The sequence below is a fragment of the Flavobacteriaceae bacterium genome (genome assembly GCA_014075215.1).
Lineage (GTDB): Bacteria > Bacteroidota > Bacteroidia > Flavobacteriales > Flavobacteriaceae > Polaribacter.
Map to the genome: position 1 here is coordinate 2,635,310 of CP046177.1, position 20,950 is coordinate 2,656,259.

At 31.8% G+C, this 20,950-nt stretch carries 21 protein-coding genes and 1 pseudogene; 3 read left to right on the plus strand and 19 right to left on the minus strand.

Translation table 11 applies throughout. From position 1 onward, the window contains the following. Positions 1-50: 50 nt before the first annotated feature. The 6 genes from GKR88_12945 to GKR88_12970 are packed head-to-tail and all read right to left on the minus strand — an operon-like array spanning position 51 to position 4,959. The gene (locus tag GKR88_12945) at positions 51-572 is read right to left on the minus strand and encodes an isochorismatase family protein (GenBank protein ID QMU65107.1); all 522 of its coding nucleotides are present in this window, start codon (positions 570-572) and stop codon (positions 51-53) included. Then, on the minus strand, positions 569-1,831 hold the full coding sequence (locus tag GKR88_12950; GenBank protein ID QMU65108.1) for a hypothetical protein: 1,263 nt from the start codon (positions 1,829-1,831) through the stop codon (positions 569-571). Before GKR88_12950 ends, GKR88_12945 begins: the two co-directional genes overlap by 4 nt. Then, a complete protein-coding gene (locus tag GKR88_12955) occupies positions 1,821-2,609 on the minus strand; it encodes an ABC transporter permease subunit (GenBank protein QMU65109.1) in 789 nt (262 codons plus the stop codon). Before GKR88_12955 ends, GKR88_12950 begins: the two co-directional genes overlap by 11 nt. After that, a complete protein-coding gene (locus GKR88_12960) occupies positions 2,596-3,351 on the minus strand; it encodes an ATP-binding cassette domain-containing protein (protein QMU65110.1) in 756 nt (251 codons plus the stop codon). The genes GKR88_12955 and GKR88_12960 overlap by 14 nt, the downstream gene beginning before the upstream one ends. A gap of 6 nt (positions 3,352-3,357) precedes the next feature. After that, positions 3,358-4,299 (minus strand): transporter substrate-binding domain-containing protein, encoded by a 942-nt coding sequence (locus tag GKR88_12965; GenBank protein QMU65111.1) that lies wholly within the window; start codon positions 4,297-4,299, stop codon positions 3,358-3,360. Positions 4,300-4,302: 3 nt separating this feature from the next. Further along, positions 4,303-4,959: a hypothetical protein gene (locus tag GKR88_12970; protein ID QMU65112.1), complete on the minus strand. Its 657-nt coding sequence runs from the start codon at positions 4,957-4,959 to the stop codon at positions 4,303-4,305. A gap of 503 nt (positions 4,960-5,462) precedes the next feature. Here GKR88_12970 and GKR88_12975 point away from each other — a divergent pair. Beyond that, entirely contained in the window at positions 5,463-5,804 is a 342-nt protein-coding gene (locus GKR88_12975; GenBank protein ID QMU65113.1) for a hypothetical protein, read from the plus strand. A 14-nt stretch (positions 5,805-5,818) separates the two neighbouring features. On the opposite strand, the gene GKR88_12980 is transcribed toward GKR88_12975, so the two are convergent. The 12 genes from GKR88_12980 to GKR88_13035 form a co-directional block, all read right to left on the minus strand. Beyond that, positions 5,819-6,679 (minus strand): hypothetical protein, encoded by an 861-nt coding sequence (locus tag GKR88_12980; GenBank protein QMU65114.1) that lies wholly within the window; start codon positions 6,677-6,679, stop codon positions 5,819-5,821. Between the two features lie 2 nt (positions 6,680-6,681). Continuing rightward, positions 6,682-8,520 (minus strand): TraM recognition domain-containing protein, encoded by a 1,839-nt coding sequence (locus tag GKR88_12985; protein ID QMU65115.1) that lies wholly within the window; start codon positions 8,518-8,520, stop codon positions 6,682-6,684. 457 nt (positions 8,521-8,977) lie between these two features. Further along, positions 8,978-10,615 carry a hypothetical protein gene (locus GKR88_12990; protein ID QMU65116.1) on the minus strand — a complete coding sequence of 546 codons (1,638 nt, stop codon included), beginning with the start codon at positions 10,613-10,615 and terminating at the stop codon, positions 8,978-8,980. Positions 10,616-10,622: 7 nt separating this feature from the next. Next, complete coding sequence (locus GKR88_12995) at positions 10,623-10,991, minus strand: hypothetical protein (protein QMU65117.1); 369 nt, start codon at positions 10,989-10,991, stop codon at positions 10,623-10,625. Then, positions 10,988-11,365 carry a hypothetical protein gene (locus GKR88_13000; protein ID QMU65118.1) on the minus strand — a complete coding sequence of 126 codons (378 nt, stop codon included), beginning with the start codon at positions 11,363-11,365 and terminating at the stop codon, positions 10,988-10,990. Before GKR88_13000 ends, GKR88_12995 begins: the two co-directional genes overlap by 4 nt. A gap of 35 nt (positions 11,366-11,400) precedes the next feature. Beyond that, positions 11,401-11,862: a hypothetical protein gene (locus GKR88_13005; protein ID QMU65119.1), complete on the minus strand. Its 462-nt coding sequence runs from the start codon at positions 11,860-11,862 to the stop codon at positions 11,401-11,403. Beyond that, entirely contained in the window at positions 11,855-12,244 is a 390-nt protein-coding gene (locus GKR88_13010; GenBank protein ID QMU65120.1) for a hypothetical protein, read from the minus strand. Before GKR88_13010 ends, GKR88_13005 begins: the two co-directional genes overlap by 8 nt. Before the next feature lie 6 nt (positions 12,245-12,250). Beyond that, on the minus strand, positions 12,251-13,576 hold the full coding sequence (locus tag GKR88_13015) for a TraM recognition domain-containing protein (GenBank protein QMU65121.1): 1,326 nt from the start codon (positions 13,574-13,576) through the stop codon (positions 12,251-12,253). Positions 13,577-13,607: 31 nt separating this feature from the next. Then, positions 13,608-14,483: a relaxase/mobilization nuclease domain-containing protein gene (locus tag GKR88_13020; GenBank protein QMU65122.1), complete on the minus strand. Its 876-nt coding sequence runs from the start codon at positions 14,481-14,483 to the stop codon at positions 13,608-13,610. Then, a complete protein-coding gene (gene mobC / locus GKR88_13025; GenBank protein QMU65123.1) occupies positions 14,480-15,079 on the minus strand; it encodes a plasmid mobilization relaxosome protein MobC in 600 nt (199 codons plus the stop codon). Before mobC ends, GKR88_13020 begins: the two co-directional genes overlap by 4 nt. Positions 15,080-15,090: 11 nt before the next feature. After that, positions 15,091-15,381, minus strand: coding sequence for a DNA-binding protein (locus GKR88_13030; GenBank protein ID QMU65124.1), 291 nt, complete (start codon positions 15,379-15,381; stop codon positions 15,091-15,093). 330 nt (positions 15,382-15,711) lie between these two features. Then, positions 15,712-16,146: a hypothetical protein gene (locus tag GKR88_13035; protein QMU65125.1), complete on the minus strand. Its 435-nt coding sequence runs from the start codon at positions 16,144-16,146 to the stop codon at positions 15,712-15,714. A gap of 44 nt (positions 16,147-16,190) precedes the next feature. On the opposite strand from GKR88_13035, the gene GKR88_13040 reads away from it, so the two are divergent. Next, positions 16,191-18,005 (plus strand): tetratricopeptide repeat protein, encoded by a 1,815-nt coding sequence (locus GKR88_13040; GenBank protein ID QMU65126.1) that lies wholly within the window; start codon positions 16,191-16,193, stop codon positions 18,003-18,005. A 260-nt stretch (positions 18,006-18,265) separates the two neighbouring features. Here the strand turns inward: GKR88_13040 and GKR88_13045 are convergent, their stop codons facing one another. Then, positions 18,266-19,723 carry a hypothetical protein gene (locus GKR88_13045; protein QMU65127.1) on the minus strand — a complete coding sequence of 486 codons (1,458 nt, stop codon included), beginning with the start codon at positions 19,721-19,723 and terminating at the stop codon, positions 18,266-18,268. Positions 19,724-19,950: 227 nt separating this feature from the next. On the opposite strand from GKR88_13045, the pseudogene GKR88_13050 reads away from it, so the two are divergent. After that, a pseudogene (locus GKR88_13050) lies at positions 19,951-20,938 on the plus strand (DDE transposase). The last annotated feature ends 12 nt before the right edge of the window (positions 20,939-20,950 follow it).

Genomic DNA, 20,950 nt, shown 5'->3' on the forward strand with positions numbered 1-20,950 from the left:
TATAGAAGACTGAATAGGTTTCTAAATCAGGATTATTTTTAGTCTTGGTTTTATTCAATATTAGCACTTAATAATTCGTCCATATAATTCAGAAATAAATCTTGATTTTCAGATTTCAAAGGTAAAACAGCTTTAGAATTTACAATGACTTTGTAGCCTCTAATTCTCAATTCGTAAACTGCAAACAAAATACAAATATCTGTACACACCCCAGTTACTTCTATTTCCGTGATGTTTAAGTCTTCTAATCTTTCAATAAGTTTCGTATTATGAGTTATACTAAGCGTATTTTTAGTTAAAGTATTTTCTTCGTTTGCATAATTTTCAAGAGTGTCGATGATTTTTGCTTCATCTGTCCCTTTCATACAATGTGATGGATAAGGTTTATTTATTTCTGGGTCACTAGAGGTATGAGAGTCACATATAAAAAAATATTTATCTCCTCTACTTCTGTATGCTTTAATCTTAGATTCAATTTCTTTTTCAATACTATCTGTCCAATCCGACAAACTAAGTGGATTTCCGTTTCTACAAAATCCATTAAGCATATCTATTATGATAAGAATTTTCATAATTCAATAGTTTCAACTTTGACCTTACCACTAATATCATACTCTAATCGGTTAGGTGATGTTTCATTCCAAGCATTATCGAATAACAAATTTTGAGCATTAATCAGCTCAAGAGACTTCAAAAACCTATCCAAGGTTTGTTCAGAGAAATATTTAACGACATCTTTTTCTGTATAAAATTTAGAATCTTGCATTTTTGGTCGAACAGTTATTGTTTTTAATCCATTTAATGTGTCTTCTTCTTTTACTTTCCAACTCCTATACTTAAATGTAGATATAGTATATATGTATTTACTGTTTATATCGGTTACTTTTGGTTTTAAAACATCTAATAAATCATAAAAAGAATTGCCATATCCAAAAATTAGCAAAACACCCGAGTTATGCACTTTATCATTAATGAATTTTGGATGACTTAAGTCAAAACTACTTTGGTTAATAAACTCATAAGAGTTTTCTTTTTTGCTAATGTGCTTGTCTTTAGATTTTATTTCATTCCATTTTTCAATAAAATAATCTCTACATTCTCTGGTATATTTTGAATTGAAATTATAAATAAATGGATTTTCTAGGTTTCTACTTTCTATACAGTCAATAATAGCATCTACTTCACTAATTGAGGTAGGGTAGAAATTATATATTCTATTCTTGACTTCCTTTATTGCAGTCGTTCCACTAATAGTATTAATTAGAATGGCTTCGTCAGAAAGTTTCAAAAATTCATCAGATAAATCTGTTGAAAAGCTACTTAATGTACTAATGAAGTATTTGGTGCCAAATTCAATTTCTTCTTTTACCTTTTTTAAAGCTAGTTCAAAGTTCTTACTATCTATCAATACTATTTCATAACTTTCGGATAGCTTATAATTAGTTTTGAATGCGAAATCACTAATTCCTTCTCCAAACCCTTCGAGCATAAGTTTTAAATCTTCGCTTTCGTAATATTCACTGCACGAAACTGGAATTAAAATTGCTATCCTTGACTTAGAATTATATTTTGGGATATTTATCATACGGATCTTTTTCCCAGTCAACAAATTTGTTAAAAATGCCATTAATAATCCCCAATACAATATCGTTAATGTCTTGTTTTTAGATAAATAGCACAAAAATTTATCATATTCTTGGGAATCGGGATTGCAATCAGAGCTTAAAAATATAATTGATATAAGTACTCCTACAAATAATCCAATAGTTAGAGGATATATTACTTTTTTATCACGATGCCATTTTAATAAATCTGAATTCTTATCTCCCATATTTTTTAGATATTAATTTGTCAAGAAGTAGATTGAGTAAATATCCAATCAATCCAACAATAATTATTATCGAATACACTCTCTCATAATTGAGTTGTTCCATTTCATCATATACTAACCTACCCAAACCAATCTCATTTCCCATTTGCATAAACTCTAAGACAGTTACAATTACAATTGCATACGATAAAGCAACTTTAAATCCGCTCATAAAATGTGGCAGAATTTCATAAATTTTCACTTTTATGAATGATTCCCATTTGCCTTTCTTTCCAGAAAGTAATTGATACTGATGTAGTCTATTTTGTTTATCTGATTTTTCAAGTTCTTTGATACCATAGGCGACGTTTACTATAATTATTAGAGCACTTGGGATAACTGCTAATATCCAAATAATGTTGGGTGACGAAACTCCAAGAATTACCGCAAAAGCAGGTATGAAAAAAGTAATAGGTACAGACCTTAAAAAGTCAACTGTCGGCTCTATAGCAGACCAAACCTTTTTGTTTAAATTAAGAATAAAACTTAATGTAACTCCAAATATAATAGATACAAAAACACTAATTATCACATATTTTGAAGTAGATAGAAGTGCTTTGAGAACTTCCATATCAAATAATGAAGAGATAAAATCTTGATAGATTTCAATAACAGTAGGAAATTTTATTGTGGATGGACTAAAGAATCTTAGAATTGTAAAAAACAATCCTATCAAAATAGGCAGAAATAATATTCCCACTAAAGCTGATTTGAAATTATTTTTCTTAGACTGCTTCATTAATTTTATTGTATGCTTTTAGTGTTTCTATTTTCAACTCATTAAATTCATTTGATGATATTGCTTTAGCTATGTTCTTTTTATTTATTCCTTTTGTATCAATTACTATGTCGTCAATCTTCTTATTAGGGTTCAAAAAAACAATTTTGTCAGCTAATAACAGAGCTTCATCGAAATCGTGAGTAACAATTATAGCCTCTGCTTTTAGCTTTTCAATTTCGGTTCTCAGGAAAGCCCACAACTCCCATTTAAGAGAAAAGTCTATACCAGTAAATGCTTCATCAAGAAGAATTAATTTTGGCGAATAACTTAAACCACAAGAGAAAGAAAGTCGCTTTTTTTCACCTCCAGATAATTCGCTTGGGTATTGTTTTTTCTTATCGTCAAGCTTTAAAATTTTTAAGAGCTCCGCATTTCTTTTTTTATTAGATTCCGTAAATTGATTTCTCTCAATTAAAGAAAAATCAACATTTTCTTGAACATTTTTCCAAGGAAACAACATTTCTATAGCAGACTGACGTATGTAGGTAATGTCTTTTGAGATTATTCCGTTTAGTTCAATTTCTCCAGTTAAAGGATAATAGAAATTCGATATAATATTTAGTAATGTTGACTTTCCAGCACCACTTTTCCCCAATATTGCTATTGTTTCATTTTCCTTGATATCTAAATTGACATTTTCTAGAATTTTTGAATTCCCATTTTCATATTTGAATGATATGTTATTAATTGAAATAGGCATCCTTTTTTATTGTTTAATAGATATTGAAGAGGCAGAAGGAACTATAGTTATTTCATTTAATTCTTTTAGTAAAGTTAAATATTTATCCAAGTTTGTTAAGTCAATTTCATTAGATTTAGAAAGAGGTAAGGTATTCATATTTTGTGCTATATTAGAATCAATATTTGTAGCCTTAGCAAGTATATTCTTTGCTTTGATAGGATTATCTTCAATGAATTGAATAGCCTCGTCAATTGCTTTGAAAAAAGCTTTAGCAGTTTCAGGGTTTTCTTCAAGCCATTTTTGATTTACTGCACCAACACCAATTGGATTTGGTGTAAATTGTGTTCCATAAATGGAAGGAAATATTGTTCTAAAATTATGGTTTACTATTCCTGTACTCAGTACTGGTTCGTATGCAAACAAGGCATCAATATCACCAGTTTTCAATGATTGAATATGTAAATTTGGTGTCAATTGGATAAATTCAGGTTGTTCCAATTCTGAAAATTTCTCTTTAAATAATTGAAGAAATGAAACCTTAGCAGTTGTTCCAGGGAAACCACCAATTTTTTTACCTGCTAAATCCTGAAGGTTTTGAATTGACGAATTTTGTTTAACCACAACAGCATCAAATCCATTTTCAGTAGTTATGTTACTGGTAGAGAAAACTTTAATTGAGTTCGGCGATTGTTCAAGTTGTTTTAGAGCTGGAGTTATTGCAAGTTCAATACCTACATCAATATGCCCTGCTACTAGTTCTTGAGCAATGAGGTTACTTGTTTTTACAGGGTTTCCAATCACTTCGAGATTTTGTTCTGTGTAATATCCTTTTTCTATAGCGACAAAATGAGTAAGACTTGACACCATATTAAGGTAGCCAACAGTTACTTTTTCCTTTTTCTGCTTATTTTTACAAGCAGAAAAAAGTATTAGACCAATGAGAATTATCAATGTTATTTTTTTCATATTTTAGATGTTTTTACTTCTTTTTATTTTTGTATTTAACTTCAAATATGGCGAATCAATTATTGCTTTAAATTTATCCTTCATATTATCTGGTTTATTTAGTATTTCCAAATCTTTGCTTACAGTAATTTTATATCCAACAAATGAAATAGATTCATTTTCCTTATTTGAAACTGAATATACCGAACCATTTATTAAGTTAGGTGATGAAAAATAATTATTTGAAGAGTTTTGAAATTTATATATCGCCAATCCATTGTGTTCTTCTTTTATTTCATTGGAAAAAAAAGTTGACTTATAAATTAACTTAAGAGAATTCATTTCGTATTTAGAAGCCTCTGTCCTCCAAGTCTGTTGAGGAATGCAATCTGGAGTATATCTTGTACCACTACTTAAGTATTGACCATCTTTTAATTTTATTGTAAAAATCCCATAATGAATAGTGTTTTGAAAAGGCACTGCTGTTATCCAAGTTCCCTCGATATAATCATCTCTAAGTATTATTTTTTTAAGCCAATCCCAATTATTAATAATTTGACTTAAAATGTAATTTACAACCTCAAAGGATGCTATTAGAAAAATTCCTGTAACTACGATTAAAATTCCAGAAAACTCATTGCTAGAATCTTTTAAAAATCCGAATATTTCATTCTGAATCATTATTAATGACAACAATATAATAGAGCTTAAAATCCTCTGAAAATTCTTAAGTTTATTCATTTCTCTCTAATTAAAAACTGCTACTTGTGCAATACCAAAGATATTAATTTAATAATTGTAAAGTATTAGACTTCTTTATTTTCAGGTTGTTACATATAAAGAATAAAAAACTATGGTTTAGGTTTTTCTAGTTAGAAAACGGATAAACGCATTCCAAATATTCTTTCATTCCACTACTTTACATTCAAGAATCTTTAAAAAGAGTTTAGACTTATATGGATTTTGAGAAATGTACCTTTTCACTTATTTCTGCCAGCACCTCAAAGACACAAAGAACTCAAAAAAAAGAAATGAAACATTTCTAAGCAAGTACGCCAAATCAATAGTGAATCTATATAGATGGATGATTTGGCACACTTGATTAAAGGGCAAGCCCCTTAATAATCCCCTAAAAAAGAATTACAGTTATTTTTAATATATTTACTTCTCTAAAAACTAACTATATGGATTTTTTAAATCTGAATACTGCCAAAGGTTTGAATAAGACTTTTATTTTCCCTGCTATTGCTGGGTTAATATTTTTGTTTTTTTCTTTGGAGCCACCAGCATTAATTTTTGGTATTATTATTCAAATTATCGTTATTATATTATTTATCTCTGGTGCATCCACAAGTGATTTCAGCAAGCAAAAAACTTACGGAATTATTTCAATGGTTTTGGAGTTTGTATTAGTTGTTACTGGTTTGATATTATCATTTACCGAGGGGGCTGACCCCACAGGTTTAGGAGCAGGTTTATTTGTGGCTTTATTCGGGATTATCAAGTTTGCAACAGTTAAAGAATAGTAGCTACTGAAACCTTAAATAATTTTTTTACTAACACCTTCCAAATCCATCCACAACACAAACGATTCCTGATGCAATTCTTCAAGAGATTTTGCCAAAAAATAAGGGCGTATAAATTCAAAAGACGGTTCATTTTGTATACGTTGTAATAGCGCATTTTTCGCCAATAAAAACTCAAATAGCAGTATGGTTTTATACGCTTTCTTAGTATCTAAATTATACGTTTTGTGCGTATAGCGATACGTGAGAGCTTCTGCGTGTTTGTGGAGTTGTTCTATGACACGCCCTGTATCTTTACCGTTGTACATTTCAAATAAGAAAAATTGGTCGTCAACTTTAAAAACACCATCAGGGATAAAAAAATCGTTGCCTGTAAAATCAATTCTTGTTTTGGCTCTCAAATTTTTTCCTGTTCTGTTGTTGCCTGTTTTATCAAAATAGGTATCAAAAAATTCAACAGTCTTGTTATTTTCATTCGCCCACGTATCAAGCTGTATTTGAAAATCAATCGTATATTTTCTGTGAAAATAATCTTTGTAGGCGATTGTTTTTCCTATCGGTATTTTGATGGTTTCTTCAGAAGACATAAATCCATTCTGTAAAATTTGTCTTTTGCCTTCTTTCGTCAAAAAATACATTGATTCGACCCGTCCTTTTCTGGGGTTAGGTGCAGGGAAATTATGACATTGTACCAATGGCTTGTTACGGTCACGCAAGGAGACTAACTGTTTCCACAAATACGGATAGTGTTTTGTGCCAACATTTAATGATAGCATTTGGCTAGACGTGAGAAATTTATAGCGTGCCAGTCCTACCAAGATATTTTCTTGAATATTGGTTATCGTATGCGCCCAGAGAATGTTTTTTGCAGTCATAATTAATCTTCAAAATTTGGATTGTAAATAGTTGATGTCACTGAATCGTTTGGTGTCGGTTCTGTTTGAGCAACTTTCTGTTTAATGGTTTTGTTCTTTTTCACGTAATAGCCACTTTCATACACCAACCACAAAAAGAACTCCTTTAATTCTTCTTTGTTCTGATACATTGGTGGTTGTATATTTACGAGGGTATCAGGAACATTGATAACATTTGCCGTCGCTTGTGCGCCTGTATTGTCATAACATAGAAAATTGTATTTTTCGAGTTTATGGAAGTCATTTGGTGTGATATTTCGCATTTGTTGTGCCATTGCTTTGACACTATCTTCATCATTATGCCCTGCAATTTTTATAGCGGTATTACTTATAATAAGCCGTTGTAGTTCCCTGTCCATTCCCTGACCAAGAATTTGGTTTGCCATAATCAGGTGCAATCCGTATTTTCTACTCTCTGCTAAAATTTCTTTAATGGTTTTGGTAATATAGTTTTGCATCTCATCAATAAAAAAGAACGTTGGCACTCTATCCTTAATGTTCTTATTTTGCCGTTTACGCACCGCTCCTTGCATAAGTGCCACAATCAGCTTGCCGAGCAAGGTGGATGATTCTACACCTAAAAATCCTTTGGAAAGATTAAACAAGACCACTTTTCCGTTATTGATTTCCTGTTCTATATTCACCGTACTTTTTCCCTGTAAGATGTTTCGTAAGTCGGTATTATCAATGATATTTTGTAACCTAAAATAAATACCCGATTTGGTGGGATTCACTCTGTCCTCTGTAAATTTTTTGGTAATAAGGTTTCTGCGTTCTGGGTTGAGATTGGTTCTACCTAGTTTGATTAAATCGTGGTTTTCTTCATCATCCATAAACCGTTTTAAGTCTGTAATATCGGTATCATTGGCACGTAACAGCACATCAATACAAGCTTGTATAATGGAGTTCATTTGTGGCGTAGCTTCACTTCTGAGGATTTCAAAAAAGGCACTTGCCAATTCTTGGGTCGTATAATTGATATCCCGTTCGGTGGGGTTTTCAATATGGAACGGATTGAGTACAAACGTATAATCGTCTGTAAAAATATCTTCTCCTAATAGTTTTTTGGCTGTTTCCCTAATAAACGGGTCAAGATACACCACTCGTTGTTTGTTCTTGCCTGTATTCAGATAGAACTGTAAAATTTGCGTGGCAAGGTCGCCATTGGGTTCGAGTAGGCATAAGGATTTTTGTCTCCGTGTATCGTTCTTATATAACGTATAAAACAGATATTTCAAAAGTTCGGATTTACCACTTCCAGAACGTCCTAAAATGTAAGCGTGTCTATAGAGTGACGTTATGGGAATAAGGTGCGTAATAGGCGTAAATAACACCATTTTAAGTACAGGGGTTTCGGTATCTATTCGCTCTTTGAGTAACGCTAGAAAAATATCATCTAAGGATTCGCCGTCACGATTATATTTAGCGATAAAATAGTTTTGTGCTTCTTTGTCTATAATGGTAAAATAATCAAAGACACGATAATACTTGTAATTTTCTGGCAAGGTTTTATTGGAAAATATGAGTTGTAATTCTTCTCGCTTAAAACCACGTAAGGCGGTGATAGATGCCAATTCCAATACATCTCCAAAACTACTTTTTTTCTCATATAGATTATCGTAGTAATCCACCCATTTTTCCATAAAAAAGACAACAAATTCTGTATTACTAAAAGGAGTGATTTGTCCTAGTTCAACAAATTCAGTAGCCGAAGAACTGCTTTGATAAAAATATTCATCAAGCCAGTTTTGCACCCTTGGGTGTGCAATTTCTGATGCGTATTTTTGTGGTAATTGTTCCATAATTCTCTAGTATTTGCCCTATAATTTGGTCTATTATTTAGTCTATCTACCTCTTTTTTGCTAAAGCCCTATATCTATTGGGCTTACAAGGTGTCGTAGTATTCAATTTATTCCTCTTACTCTTTAATTTTACTAGAGTAGAAAACCAAGCTTACTATACGGTCATTGTTTGGCTCTCTCTTTCGCTCGTTCTCTCACCTCATTCACGTATCATTCCATTACCGTTCTTTTGTTCGTTCACTCACTCACTCACTCGCTCACCTCCAATGCACACCTCACGTATCCGCTCACTTCGTTTCCACCATTCAGAAAACCCAAAGCCTCATCGTCATAATCCACACTCAAAAAAACTATTGGTTTCGGGAAAGCGAAAACAGATCAAAATTGTGAGGCTTTTGGTTTTGAAAAATTTCGGCGAAATTTTGCAGAAAAAAATTAAAAAATACGCATCCGATTTTTATTCTCCTTTTTTCTCTTTTTCTTCTAATTGATTCAACAAGTTATCTCGTTCTTCTCTCAGGCGAGAAGATTCTTCTCTATATGGACTGTCAACTTCAAATCCTAACGCTCGATAAGAACGTTTAATGTCATACGGATTCTCATTGAGATACTTGTCTTGAAATCCTGTCAGAACATCTCTTTTTAGGTTCAACTCTCTCTCTGTTAAGGCTAGATTCTTTTCTTTGGAGAATTGCTCGATTTCTGTTTTGGTAAATCTCGCCGATGTTACTTCATTTTTAACCGCCTGCATTGCCTTGTCGATTTCCAAAAGACGTTTGTTATTTTCATTCATATTTTTACCTCTATTGATATCGAGGTATAATAATTGTCGTTCGTTTTCTAATTTAGATTTCATCAGATTTATTTGAGATTCAGCTACGGCGTTAAACGCTTGAAGTTCTCGTTTATCAATCTCAAAAAGTCGTTTGTCTTTGGCAAAATCTTCTGCTTCGATGTCATGTTCCAATTCGGTGCGTTCTTGTTTGATATCAAAACTTTGTTCCATAAGCTGAAACATTGTTTGCCGTTTTTCAATAGCAAACTCTTTTTCTATCAGTTTAAAGAGATTGACCTTTTGATGATGCACCGCTTCTTTTTCTTTTAATGAAAATTCCGATTCCCGATGTGAAAGCTGTAATTCGGTTTCTCTTTTTTTAACATCAAAAGCTTTTTCTACAATTTCATTCAAAACATTTTTTCGGTCAATTTGTAGTTCTTTTTGTAACAGCGTTACAAATTTTTCTCGCCTCTGTACATCAAAATCTTTGGTATCAAGCTGTAGATTCACTTCTTTTTGGAACAGTTGTATTTGTTTTGTAGAAATTTCATTGTAGGCGGTTTGTTTAGCGACTTCAAAACGCTTTTCTTTTAGGTTGAGTAAATCTTCTCGTTTTTCTAGCCCCCATTTTTTGCGCTCTATAGATAAATTTTCCATGAATTTATTAAGTGCATTAAAATTCTTCTCTATCTCATAATCTTGCCTCTCTATCCTAAATGATAATTGCAAGTCTTTAGTTTCCAGAGCCTGTTCTTTGCTTTCTAATGTTTTTTCATTAACACCTTGCATCATTTGCGCTATTTTGAGCATTTGTTCGCCCTCTTTGAGTTCGATAGTTTTTCGCTTTTGTAGTTCGGTAATGTAACGAGGTATCAAATACGGTTGCTTTAACAGTCTGATAGCGGTGCTATCAGCTTTTTCTTTAACCTTGGTATCAAAGTTTTGCACGAGTTCTGTTTTCTCCTTACTCACCACTTTTAATATCCGTTGTCCTTTTTCTTTTTCTAAGGTTAGGTCAGTTATTTGCTCATTCAGAGTTTTAATGGTTTTGTCTTTGTTGTCGATTTCCAAATCTGCATTTTCCAGTTGTTCAGTTAATACCGTTATCTGCTTTAAAAGTTCTGTGATTCGTTGCTGTTTTGATGTAATGGTTTCATCTTTGGCGGAACTTTCTGTAAAGGCTTTTTCTTTGGCTTCGCTTAAGGTTGTGATTTGCTGTGTAAGCGTTGCTATTTCTGCTTCTTTTTTTTGTAATTCTGCCTTGTATAGTGCAATGATGTTCTTGATTTTCCCAAAAGATTGTATCTCGTTTTCCATATCGTTTCTACTCTTTTTTCTCGTTTTCCAAACTGTGTAATTTCAAAAACTCTTGTTCTAATTCTGTGGAGAATGCTTTTATCTGTTGTTTAAGATTCTCTATTTCTTTGTCTTTTTTAGATACAATTTGATTAAAAGGCTCTATGCTTTTAATAGCTGTTTCTGTGTTAGTTATTTCCTCTCGTAGAAATTTAATAGCTAAATTCAATATTTTACAATGCCTTTCTTCTTTTGATCTTTCATTTTCTACTTTTTTACTTGCTTCCTTTATTTTTGTTTCCTCTTCACTATTATGTTCTTTCAATTTGCTTAAATGATACTTCTTTTCATCGTACAATTCTAAAAGTTCATATATATCATAATCCGAATAACTCATTTGTTTTCTATTTTAATTTTTTCATATCTGAGAATTAAAAGCTTCTCAAAATGGCTTTGAATACTATGTATTTTGATATTATTATGACCTTCCAAAACTTTTTTAACTATTGATAAAAATGCTTCTATCCATAGAAAATCTATTTTAAAATTATCATCTGAATTATTGTGATTAATGTTGATGCTATTAAAAATACCCTGTAAAATTTTATTTCTGTAAATTCTCTCTGAATCAGAAAAAATAAAGAACAATTGTTCCTCTATACTTTTTCTTTTTAAAACTAGACTGTCTTTTCTTTTTTCTAAACCTAGAATCTTTTTATCTAGAAATTTTATTCTATTTATTAATTTTTTTCTTTCAAATTCTTCATCCATAATTCAAGCATTTTTCCTATTGCTATTATTTTTCATTAATTTGTGTTTTGTAATTTTGAAAATTCCTGTTCTATCTCTTTTGAGAAAGTTCTTATCTGTGTTTTAAGGTTTTCGATTTCTTTGTCTTTTTCAGCACTTTGTAAAAGGGCTTTATCTCTTTGTTTAACAATTTTCCTTCTTTTCTCTATTTCTAATTTTGAATTAAGGTCATTTTTCTTTTTCCTTATCGTTTCTTTGATACGCTGTTTTTCTAATTTTAATTGCTCAATAGAGCTTGTTGTTTCTTTTATTTGACCTAATAGAAATTCAATAGCAGAATCCAATGATTTTTCTACAAGTTTTTTACCTTCTCTTAATTCCAGTAAATCCGTTTCTTCCTCATAAAGTCTTATTTCTTCCTGTATTTCTTGCATACTGGTTAGTTTTTCAAAAAAAATCTCTCGTTTAATCAACTCATCCTGGAGCCAATCCTCACTTTTATTTGAATATTTATTCATTGGTTTGTAATTTTTTTATACTTTCTTTTAATTCTTCTTTCTTCTCTAACAGCTTATTAAGCTTTTCAAAATACATTATGATGATTTCGTCTTTTTTACTATCTTCTGTGTAATTTCCTAATCGTTCTAAATATGTTTCTATCCAGAGATAATCTATTTTTCTAGGAAGAATTTCAAAAAGCTCTTTTCTTCTGGTGTTATCTGTTGGATACCCCCTTTCATAGAAGTATTCACTGTGCAAGGCTTCATATTCAAAAAATAGTTTTGTCTCTTTTTTTTTCAGAGTTTTTTCCAAATTTTCGGTATAATTAATTTCTTTTTTTAAACGAGCAATTTTTTTGTCAAAGCGGTCTATTTTCTTTTTAAGTTCTTGTAATTCCATTTTCTGTTATTTTGTGTTGTGCTTGTTTCGTAATTTCATTCGTAACCAAAAATTCTTGTACCACGGAATCATTTTGAGTAATGCAACTTGTTGATTTCCGCTAAGTAGTAATCCAAACCCGTTTTTAAGAGTTCTGATAGCTTCGGGTGACATTAAAGGAATCTTATGCCCTCTTTTTTTATTGGTTGGGAAATAAGTACTTTCAAAGCCCTCGTAGATATAGCCAATTTTCTGACTAATCTGTTGGCAGGTTTCCAACGATAAGCCAGGGAAATAAATATGATTTTTGGTGTTCTCAATGATAGTATCTGCATCATCATTATATAGAGTTCGTAATTGCCTCATTGATTGCAATATCAAACTCGTACTTACCCTACGTTTCCTGCAAATAGTTATGAAATTTGGTAGCTTGTGACAATAGAAATTACCCGCTTCATCTAATAATAGATATTGCGTTAAATCACTTTTTTTAGGCATTACAGAAAACGTTTCTGTGATTTCTCTTAGCAATAGGGAAACAAATAAACCAAACTCCTTAAAACGATTTTCAGCAATATTAATGAACAACACCGTTGGCTTTTTTCTCAAACTGGCAATATCAATATCGTTACCGTTTGACACGGTTTTGAGGGTTTGGGTTGCCATTGGTGCAAGAACGGTACGACAGGTGGCAATGACATTTCCTACCAATTTTTCTGGCTGACTCATAATAGCTTTGTAGATAAGCCATGTTTCAGTATCTAAATGTTCCGATAATTCTTTGGTTAGTTCTGCTTTGTCGTTCTCATTAAAACGGTTAAGCATTGAGTAGATATAACACAAATTTTTCTGTTCTGGGCGATGCAGAACACTTATAAGTAGTACTCCAATGAGATTTTTAGCCGATTCGCTCCAAAAAAGAGTACTAACCGATTCCTTTTTAAATACACTTGATACAATCGCATCTGCAATCATGCGCATATCTTCTTTTGTTTTGGCTATATAAAGAACTTGCCATTGGTTGCTTTTTTCTGGCTCAATTAAATCAATACATTTGACCTCAAAATGTTTTTCCAAATATTTGTGAGTGAGATTATAAAGCTCTTTTGATGGATCAATTACGACCATACTCGCATTTTTAATTGTCATTAAATTACAGACACTAAAAACGGTGGATTTTCCGTAACCTGTAGAACCTAATATGAGTGTTCCTTGCAAAGAATCCTTTTCAGAAATACGAGCCTTGCCGTCAATCACTAAACCTTTTTTAAAACGATTGAGAAGAAAAAAACGTCGGAATCCTGTTAAAAATTTCGCGGAATACTGAGAATATGAATACCTGAAAAATGACATATAGTTTTTGTTTTTAGTAATGAAATAGATTTTACCGTTCTCGTTCTTGTGAGTGTTCACGGTTATTAATGCGTTCCAATTCCTGCATTCTCTTTAACACAAGGAAATTTTCATGATAAAGTGGAATCAAGTTTTTTAGGCGATACTTTTTATTGTTGTGTACCACGCCTGTGAACTGTCCATTTCTGCTATAAGTAGCATATTCTGGCTCGTTATTGATACGAGTTTCAAATTGTTCTAGAGTGTTGCTTTTTGCTAGTAATCCTTTGATACGTTCCGCCACTTTGTCTTTCGTATAATTCCTGTTTTTTTGCGATTTTTCCAGTTGCATTAATCGGCGTTCACTTCGATATTTTTCTGGTAATAATTGTTCGATTTCTTTTTCTTCAAGATAAACCGTGCTTCTATGAAGTTCTGGAAATTCCTGTAGCATCCATCTTTCTATACCGCGCCGTAAATTGTAATAGTGTTCGTTAGACATACGCATATCGCCAGAGCGAGAACTTTCTATGAAATTGGAACTTAATAAAATGTGAATGTGGTAATGACTTCCCTTGTCTAAATGCGGAACACACAACGCTTTACTTAAGCCCTGTGGATCTCGTAATTTGAGATATTTGTTAGCAATACGTTGTAATTTTTCACGAGATAAATCCTGCGAATTAGAGTTAGAATAACTAAACGCCAATACTTCGTGATAGCGGTAGCACCGCTTGCGATTTTTTGCCTTAGTCAGATATTGAGCGTTACTATTGAACTCTTGTATGATGGAATGACGGTCAAATCCAGTCGTGATATTTTGGAATACTATCCATCTATTTTCTGGCTCATCAGAAACACCGTCAAAGACGTAATTCACGCTGTAATTGGATAAAAATTGAGTGTGTCTTAGGCTTTTAATAATCATAAGTGTAATTGGTTTAAAACGGTTTTGATTTCATCGGCATAACTTGGTGTTTTGATAAGAGTGTTTCTTATTAATTCAGACACACTTTGTGGCTTATCATAGATGGCAATAATTGCTTTTTGCAATTCGGAAAATTCTGTTTGTATTTTTTTGATAATTTCGATCGAAATTTTCTTTGTGGCGTTTGCTATATGTGCTATCTGATTAATGTTAGTACCTATCCGAACTAATAATATTTTCACCTCCTGGGTTTGTTCCTCCAATGGAAGTACATATTGATTTTTTGCCTGTGATAGAGCCAGTTCACGAACGAGTGTACTAAAAGGCTTGTGGTGTTTCTGTGCCAATTTCAAAAGCATATCGTATTGTTCCTGCGAAAAAATAATAATCCGATGTATGCGGTTTTTCCGATATTCTTTGTTGTATGCTTTTTTTTCTTCTGCTGTCATGGTCATTCTTAATAGGTTATGGGTTGTAAAAAAACCAATAGAGGTATTGATAAGTCGGCACATTGTGCTGAAATGATGTGTAATTTTTCGCGGTTTACTGTTATACCATACAATCTGGTGAAATCCAAATCCCACTATCTGCCTCATTTTTGAACATTTTAGAACGGCTTGTGACTATGCTTTTCTAAATATTCCAGAACCGATGCTTTTTTGTATAAAATCAGCTTTTTAAGTGGCTGACTAAACGTGATTTTTCCCGTATTTCTTAGCATTTGTAAAGTGGTGTCACTTTTTATAGAAAGCATATTTTTAGTCGTTTCTGCAGTAATCCAGACTTTTTCTTCTTTAAATTCTGCCATTACCTCTATGACCGTTAAGCGTAATTCTTCTTTTAAATCCTGTCGTTTTACAAAAAGAAACTCATTGCGTTTGTTTTCTTCTGTACTCATAATGCGTTTCTTTTTAACTGTTTATTACTAATTTTTTGGTTTCTGAAAAAAGCTGTGTGATTTTCTTTTCTGTTTCTAAATCATCCTGTACCGATACGGGCGTGTTTTCCATATAGTAAAGTGCATCATCCACTAACGTTTTGTGAAACTGTAGAAATTTTGAGATTTCATACGGCGACAAACTCTCTATATTAGGTTAAAAGGCTTTGTTTAATTTTCGTCATTGTTTCCATATCGTATTGTTTAATATCATTTGACAATACAAATTTGGCTTACAGAAGTTTCGTTAGAACGAAAATTTATGCGAAGATTCTTGCGAAGAAACCTTAACTATAATGTTCCAGTTTTAAAATTCAGGTCACTTAAATAACTACCCGATTTAATAGCATTATATATCTTAATATTTGAAGATGACTTCATAGAGTTTTGTACTTTTGGTCTAGGTTTTATTATAAAATCGTAATTACTGCTATCTGGGACTGCCTCTATCTGAATAAAAATGCGATTCCGCAAATCGAAGAAAAATTGTCGAAAAAATAAGCCATATTGCTCGGGAGAAGGAAGACTATACTCATCAAAGCAACCGTGCATTTCTTTTTTTGTGTCTATAAATTCTAATAACTTATTGACCATAAATTGCACATCATTTTCATTTACATATTTCCCTAATTCATCCAATGCTAAGTACTTTCCTTCAAAAGTGCTTGTTCCTGTTAATCTATTTGGAACATATAGAAGTCGCTTATCGATTGTATTGATTTCCATCGATTTACATTATATTTGATATTAAAGAAAAGTCAAGTACTGCGTTGCCAAAAATTGATAGACATACAAGCATTGAATACCTCAATACTCTTTTGGAGAAAGTTGCAAAAAAAAGAGCAATCAAGTCTCCTAAAATAGTAAGCGCAAGTGATATGGTAAGAGAATACGAGAAGCTTGCTAAAAAAAATAAAATTTGGCTAGATAATGGACAGTCCAAAAAGGAAATAATAGAGAAATATGTGTTGACTTCTAAGGTTAAAGAATACTACTTTAAACCTGAAAAAGATAAAGATAATTATTCTCTTATCACCTACTTTGTTGGAGATAGTGCAATAAGGACTATTCAAAAAGATTTTAACCTCTATAACAAAGGACAAAGCAGAAAAAATAAAGTTGATTTTCTAAAGCTGGAATTTTATGCTATTTATTTAGGATTTATTGGCTTTTGGGAAGCTGAAAAATATGAATTTGATATTAAGAAAAAGAAAACAAAAAGAAGTCAAAATGGTAATGAGAAAGTGGGGAAAATAGATGATTATAGAAATCAAAAAATAGATGACACCCATTCTGACACCAAGGAAATAAAAGGAATCGTAGAAATTATCCCGACTGATTTAAGAAAAATATTAGAAGATACACTTGAATCAAAAATAGAAGAATTAAAAAAGACCATAGTAGAAAATATTAATCATCTAAAGGAAAAGGGTTTTAATAATGAGAAGTTTGAAGGGTTTTTAGGGGAAATTAAGTCAGAAATTAACAACGATAAAAAGGTTATTGATTTAAAAGAATCTGCATTTTTGGCTTTTCAAGAAAAAGACTACTCAAAAACTATAAGCATTTTTGAAAAGATTGTTAATCTAGATAAATCAAATCCAAGATATTTATATTTTTTAGGAAGAATTTACAATAAAGAAAAGCAACTTTCTAATGCGATTGAAGTTTTCAAAAGAGCAACTCAAATTGATAAGGAAAATTCAATTTATTGGTTTCAATTGGGGGGATGTTATATATTAGATTTTAATTATTTAGATGCAATTTCATCTATTGAAAAAGCAGTTCAATTCGATGAAGAAAATTCAGCGTATTGGTTTCAACTGGGGAGTTTATATTTTTTAGAATTTAGATATAATGAAGCAACCTTTGCTTTCGAAAAAGCAACTCAATTTGATGAAGAAAATTCAGAATATTGGCGTTACTTAGGTGTGTCGTACCAAAAAATGAACGAGTATACTAAATCAATTGTTTTTTTCAAAAAGGCAACTAGTTTGGAGAACAAGGATTTTTTGAATTGGGGCAGTTTAGGTAGATCTTATTATGAAATTAAAAAATATAAAAATGCTATTTCCTCATTTAAAAATGCTATTAAACTATATAAAGGAGACTCACAATATTGGTATCTTTTAGGAAGGTCATATTTTGATATGACAAATTTTAAAAAGGCTATTACTCCATTAAAAAAAGCTACAGAAATAGATTCTAAGAACGTAAGGTATTGGGCTGTGTTAGGTTTAACATACTCTGCTTTGAAAAAACACCAGGAAGCAATTGAACCTTTGAAAAAAGGAATTGAATACTTTAAGGAAGATTCAGCATATTGGTTTTATTTGGGGAAGTCCTTATACGGAGTAAGGAAGTATGAGAAAGCTATTACTTATTTAAAAAAAGCCATTAATATTGAAAATGGAAATCCATTTTTTTGGAGAATTTTAGCTGCATCACAATTGGCTTCAAAAAAAAATAAAAAAGCCAAAATAAGTTATGAAAAAAGTTTAAGGCTTTCGGAACATTCTGAAGAATTTTTTAAAGAGATTGACAAAGAAATTGAATCGCAAGGAATATTATTTGAATTTAAATAGTTTTAACAAGCTCTAGAATAAGTGCTAAAATAATACCGCGAAAGAAATAAAGAGGAAAGATAAGTCCCAATTTGTTTTAGGCATGTTTTAGGAAAAGAAAAAGCCAAGTTATAAAAACTCGGCTTTTCTAGTACAGAAGGCGGGACTTGAACCCGCACGGACATTACTGTCCACTGGATTTTAAGTCTGACGTCTCTACCAATTTTACCACTTCGACAAATAGTATTTTAAGTTCAAACGTCGTATCTTGATAAATCTTATTAAAAATTATAAACAGTCGAATTACTTCCCTCAACTTCAACTAAAAAATTCTCCGCCTTATCAATCAAATCTGCCTTGTTGTAAAGAGCCATCATATCCTTGTTGTCTATTCTTTTAGGGTGTGTGATGTACTTGATTTTTTCGCCACTTACGTTGTTAGCAAGAAGATTGGTAATAAAAGAACGCCTACAATCATGAGTAGTTACTAATTCATGTTTTGGAATATCCGTAGTAACGATTTTACCCTGATTAAAACTCACTTTAGTTCGTTTTTCTGGCGAGTTTATTTCTAGCACTTTACACACTCGCTTTAAATTGACATTAACGGGGCGTTCTCTAAAAACAGGAAACTTGCCATTAGTTGTTTCCAAAATATCCCTCACAGGCTTTAAAAGAGGTATTATCGTCTCCGATTTTGTTTTCTTGATATTCACTTTTACACCAACAAAGGTTTTCTTTTTGCCTTTAAAGGTTTCTGGTTTCAGTTTATGGAGTTGCTCCATATCCTCAATGCGTAATCCCATTTGTGAAGCCATAATCAAATAATGACGTGCATTTTCCAGTTCAGCATTTCCAATCGGCGTATCAATGGCGGATAGTATTTCGGTTTCATTGAGGTAAATTTCTTTTTCGGCAGGAGGGTTTTGTAAAAACAAACCTTTATCTTCAAAATCTAATGTTATGTTATATCCCGCTTTTTTTCCTAATCGTAAAATCTGTAGTAGAAGTTTGATATACTTATTGATTGATTTTATTCCATAACCTGTTGGGTCTCTGCGTTGTTTTTTAGATTGGTTCGGATTATCTACTTCTATTTCTCCACGATAAATGGCATCAACTACTTTAAAAAAATTCCAGTAAAACGTACTACTATTGAAATCAGAGAACTTAACTTTGGTTTTAGTTGCTATTTGATAATTCTCAAACATACGGGAAAGTGAGACAAACGTTTTAATATGGTTTTCAGAAATAGCATCTTTCTTTTTCATAATGATAGCCTTTCTGTCATTCTCAATTTTATCGTATAAAAACTCTACAACGGTTTTCTCTTTCACTATTTCTTTCTTTTGACGCCCTAATTTGATTTCTAACGCATCTTTGAATTCTTTAGGTGTTGGAGTAATCTCAATATTGAAATAGTGATTAGTGACTGCATTAACGGCACTCATAATCTTCTCTAGTTTAGTTCTTATTGAGCGATTGATTTTGGAGTACTGAAAGAACACTTTTTCATCATACGCAAAAACAGTACGAGAACCTTTTTGAGTATAAGAACCAAAATGCTCTGGCTTAATTCTACAAAGCGTGGAAATCATAATAGGTTTATAAGTTTTCCTATCAGAGTTAAATTTTTTAATTTGCTTTGTAGAATCAAATTCAGCATACCCAATGCTAATGTCTAGAAATATTTTGCGTTCACCGTTTTTATTTGGTTCTCCTTTTAGGTAAAATCTCAAAGATGGTTGTTTCATAATTAGGACGGAAAGTGAGCCGTAAAATTATGAAATTATATGGAATAATATGATGTTTTATGTAACTTTATTTCAAACAACACTACACACAAACCCTTTATTTACAATACTTTTAATGTTATTTGAAAAAATATGAAGTGATATGAAATATTGTGGTGCTAGTTCTGGAGGAACTCGAATGACAGAAGAGTTCTCTCTTTTTTTAAAGAGGCTTGTTAGATAGTATTCCAGTAAGTTGTAAAAGTTTATCTACCTACTATCACCTTAACGGCAAGCGATTAGAAGAACAATATCGCAATCATTTAAGTAACTTTTTGACTTGGGATCAATTAGCTCATGCCGACCAATGGCTGCTTTTTAAGAAGAATATAGGAACTCATTTAAGTATTGATGAAGTAGCATACTCAAGGCGAGCTCTATACAGTGATTACCAACAAAGCAGGTAAAGGAAAACGAGGCAGTTTAGTAGCCATAGTAGCTACCACACAAAGTGAACGAGTCATAGAAGTGTTAAGGAAAATTCCAAGTAAAGACCGATATTTAGTAGAAGAAATCACTTTGGATATGGCACCTACTATGGAAAAGATTGCTAAAAAAGCCTTTCCTAAAGCTACTCAGGTCACAGACCGATTTCATGTACAAAAACGAGCTTATGATGCCTTGCAAGAAATTCGAATACAGTATAGATGGAAAACCATAGAACAAGAAAATAATGAAATAGCATTGGCTAAAGAAACAGGAAAAAACTTTAAACCGAATATCCTTGACAATGGAGATACTCCCAAACAACTACTAGCTAGAAGTAGGTATTTACTCTTTAAAGCCCCTAACAAATGGACAGCCAAACAAAAATTTAGAGCAGAATTACTCTTTGAAAGATACCCCAACTTGGAACGAGCTTATGAGCTTACTAGAGAACTGGCAACGATTTATCAAAAGACAAAAGACAAGGCGGTAGCATATACAAAACTAGCTAGATGGTATGATAAGGTAGAAAAATCAGAGTTCAGTAAAAGTTTTGGAACAGTAGCTAGATCAATACAAAGTCATTATCGAAGCATCTTAAATTTCTTTGATAATAGAAGTACCAATGCTTCTGCTGAATCTTTTAATGCTAAAATAAAAACTTTTAGACTACAATTTAGAGGCGTAAGATCTGTTCCTTTCTTCCTATTCAGACTATCTAAAATTTATGCGTAAAAATCTAAATCC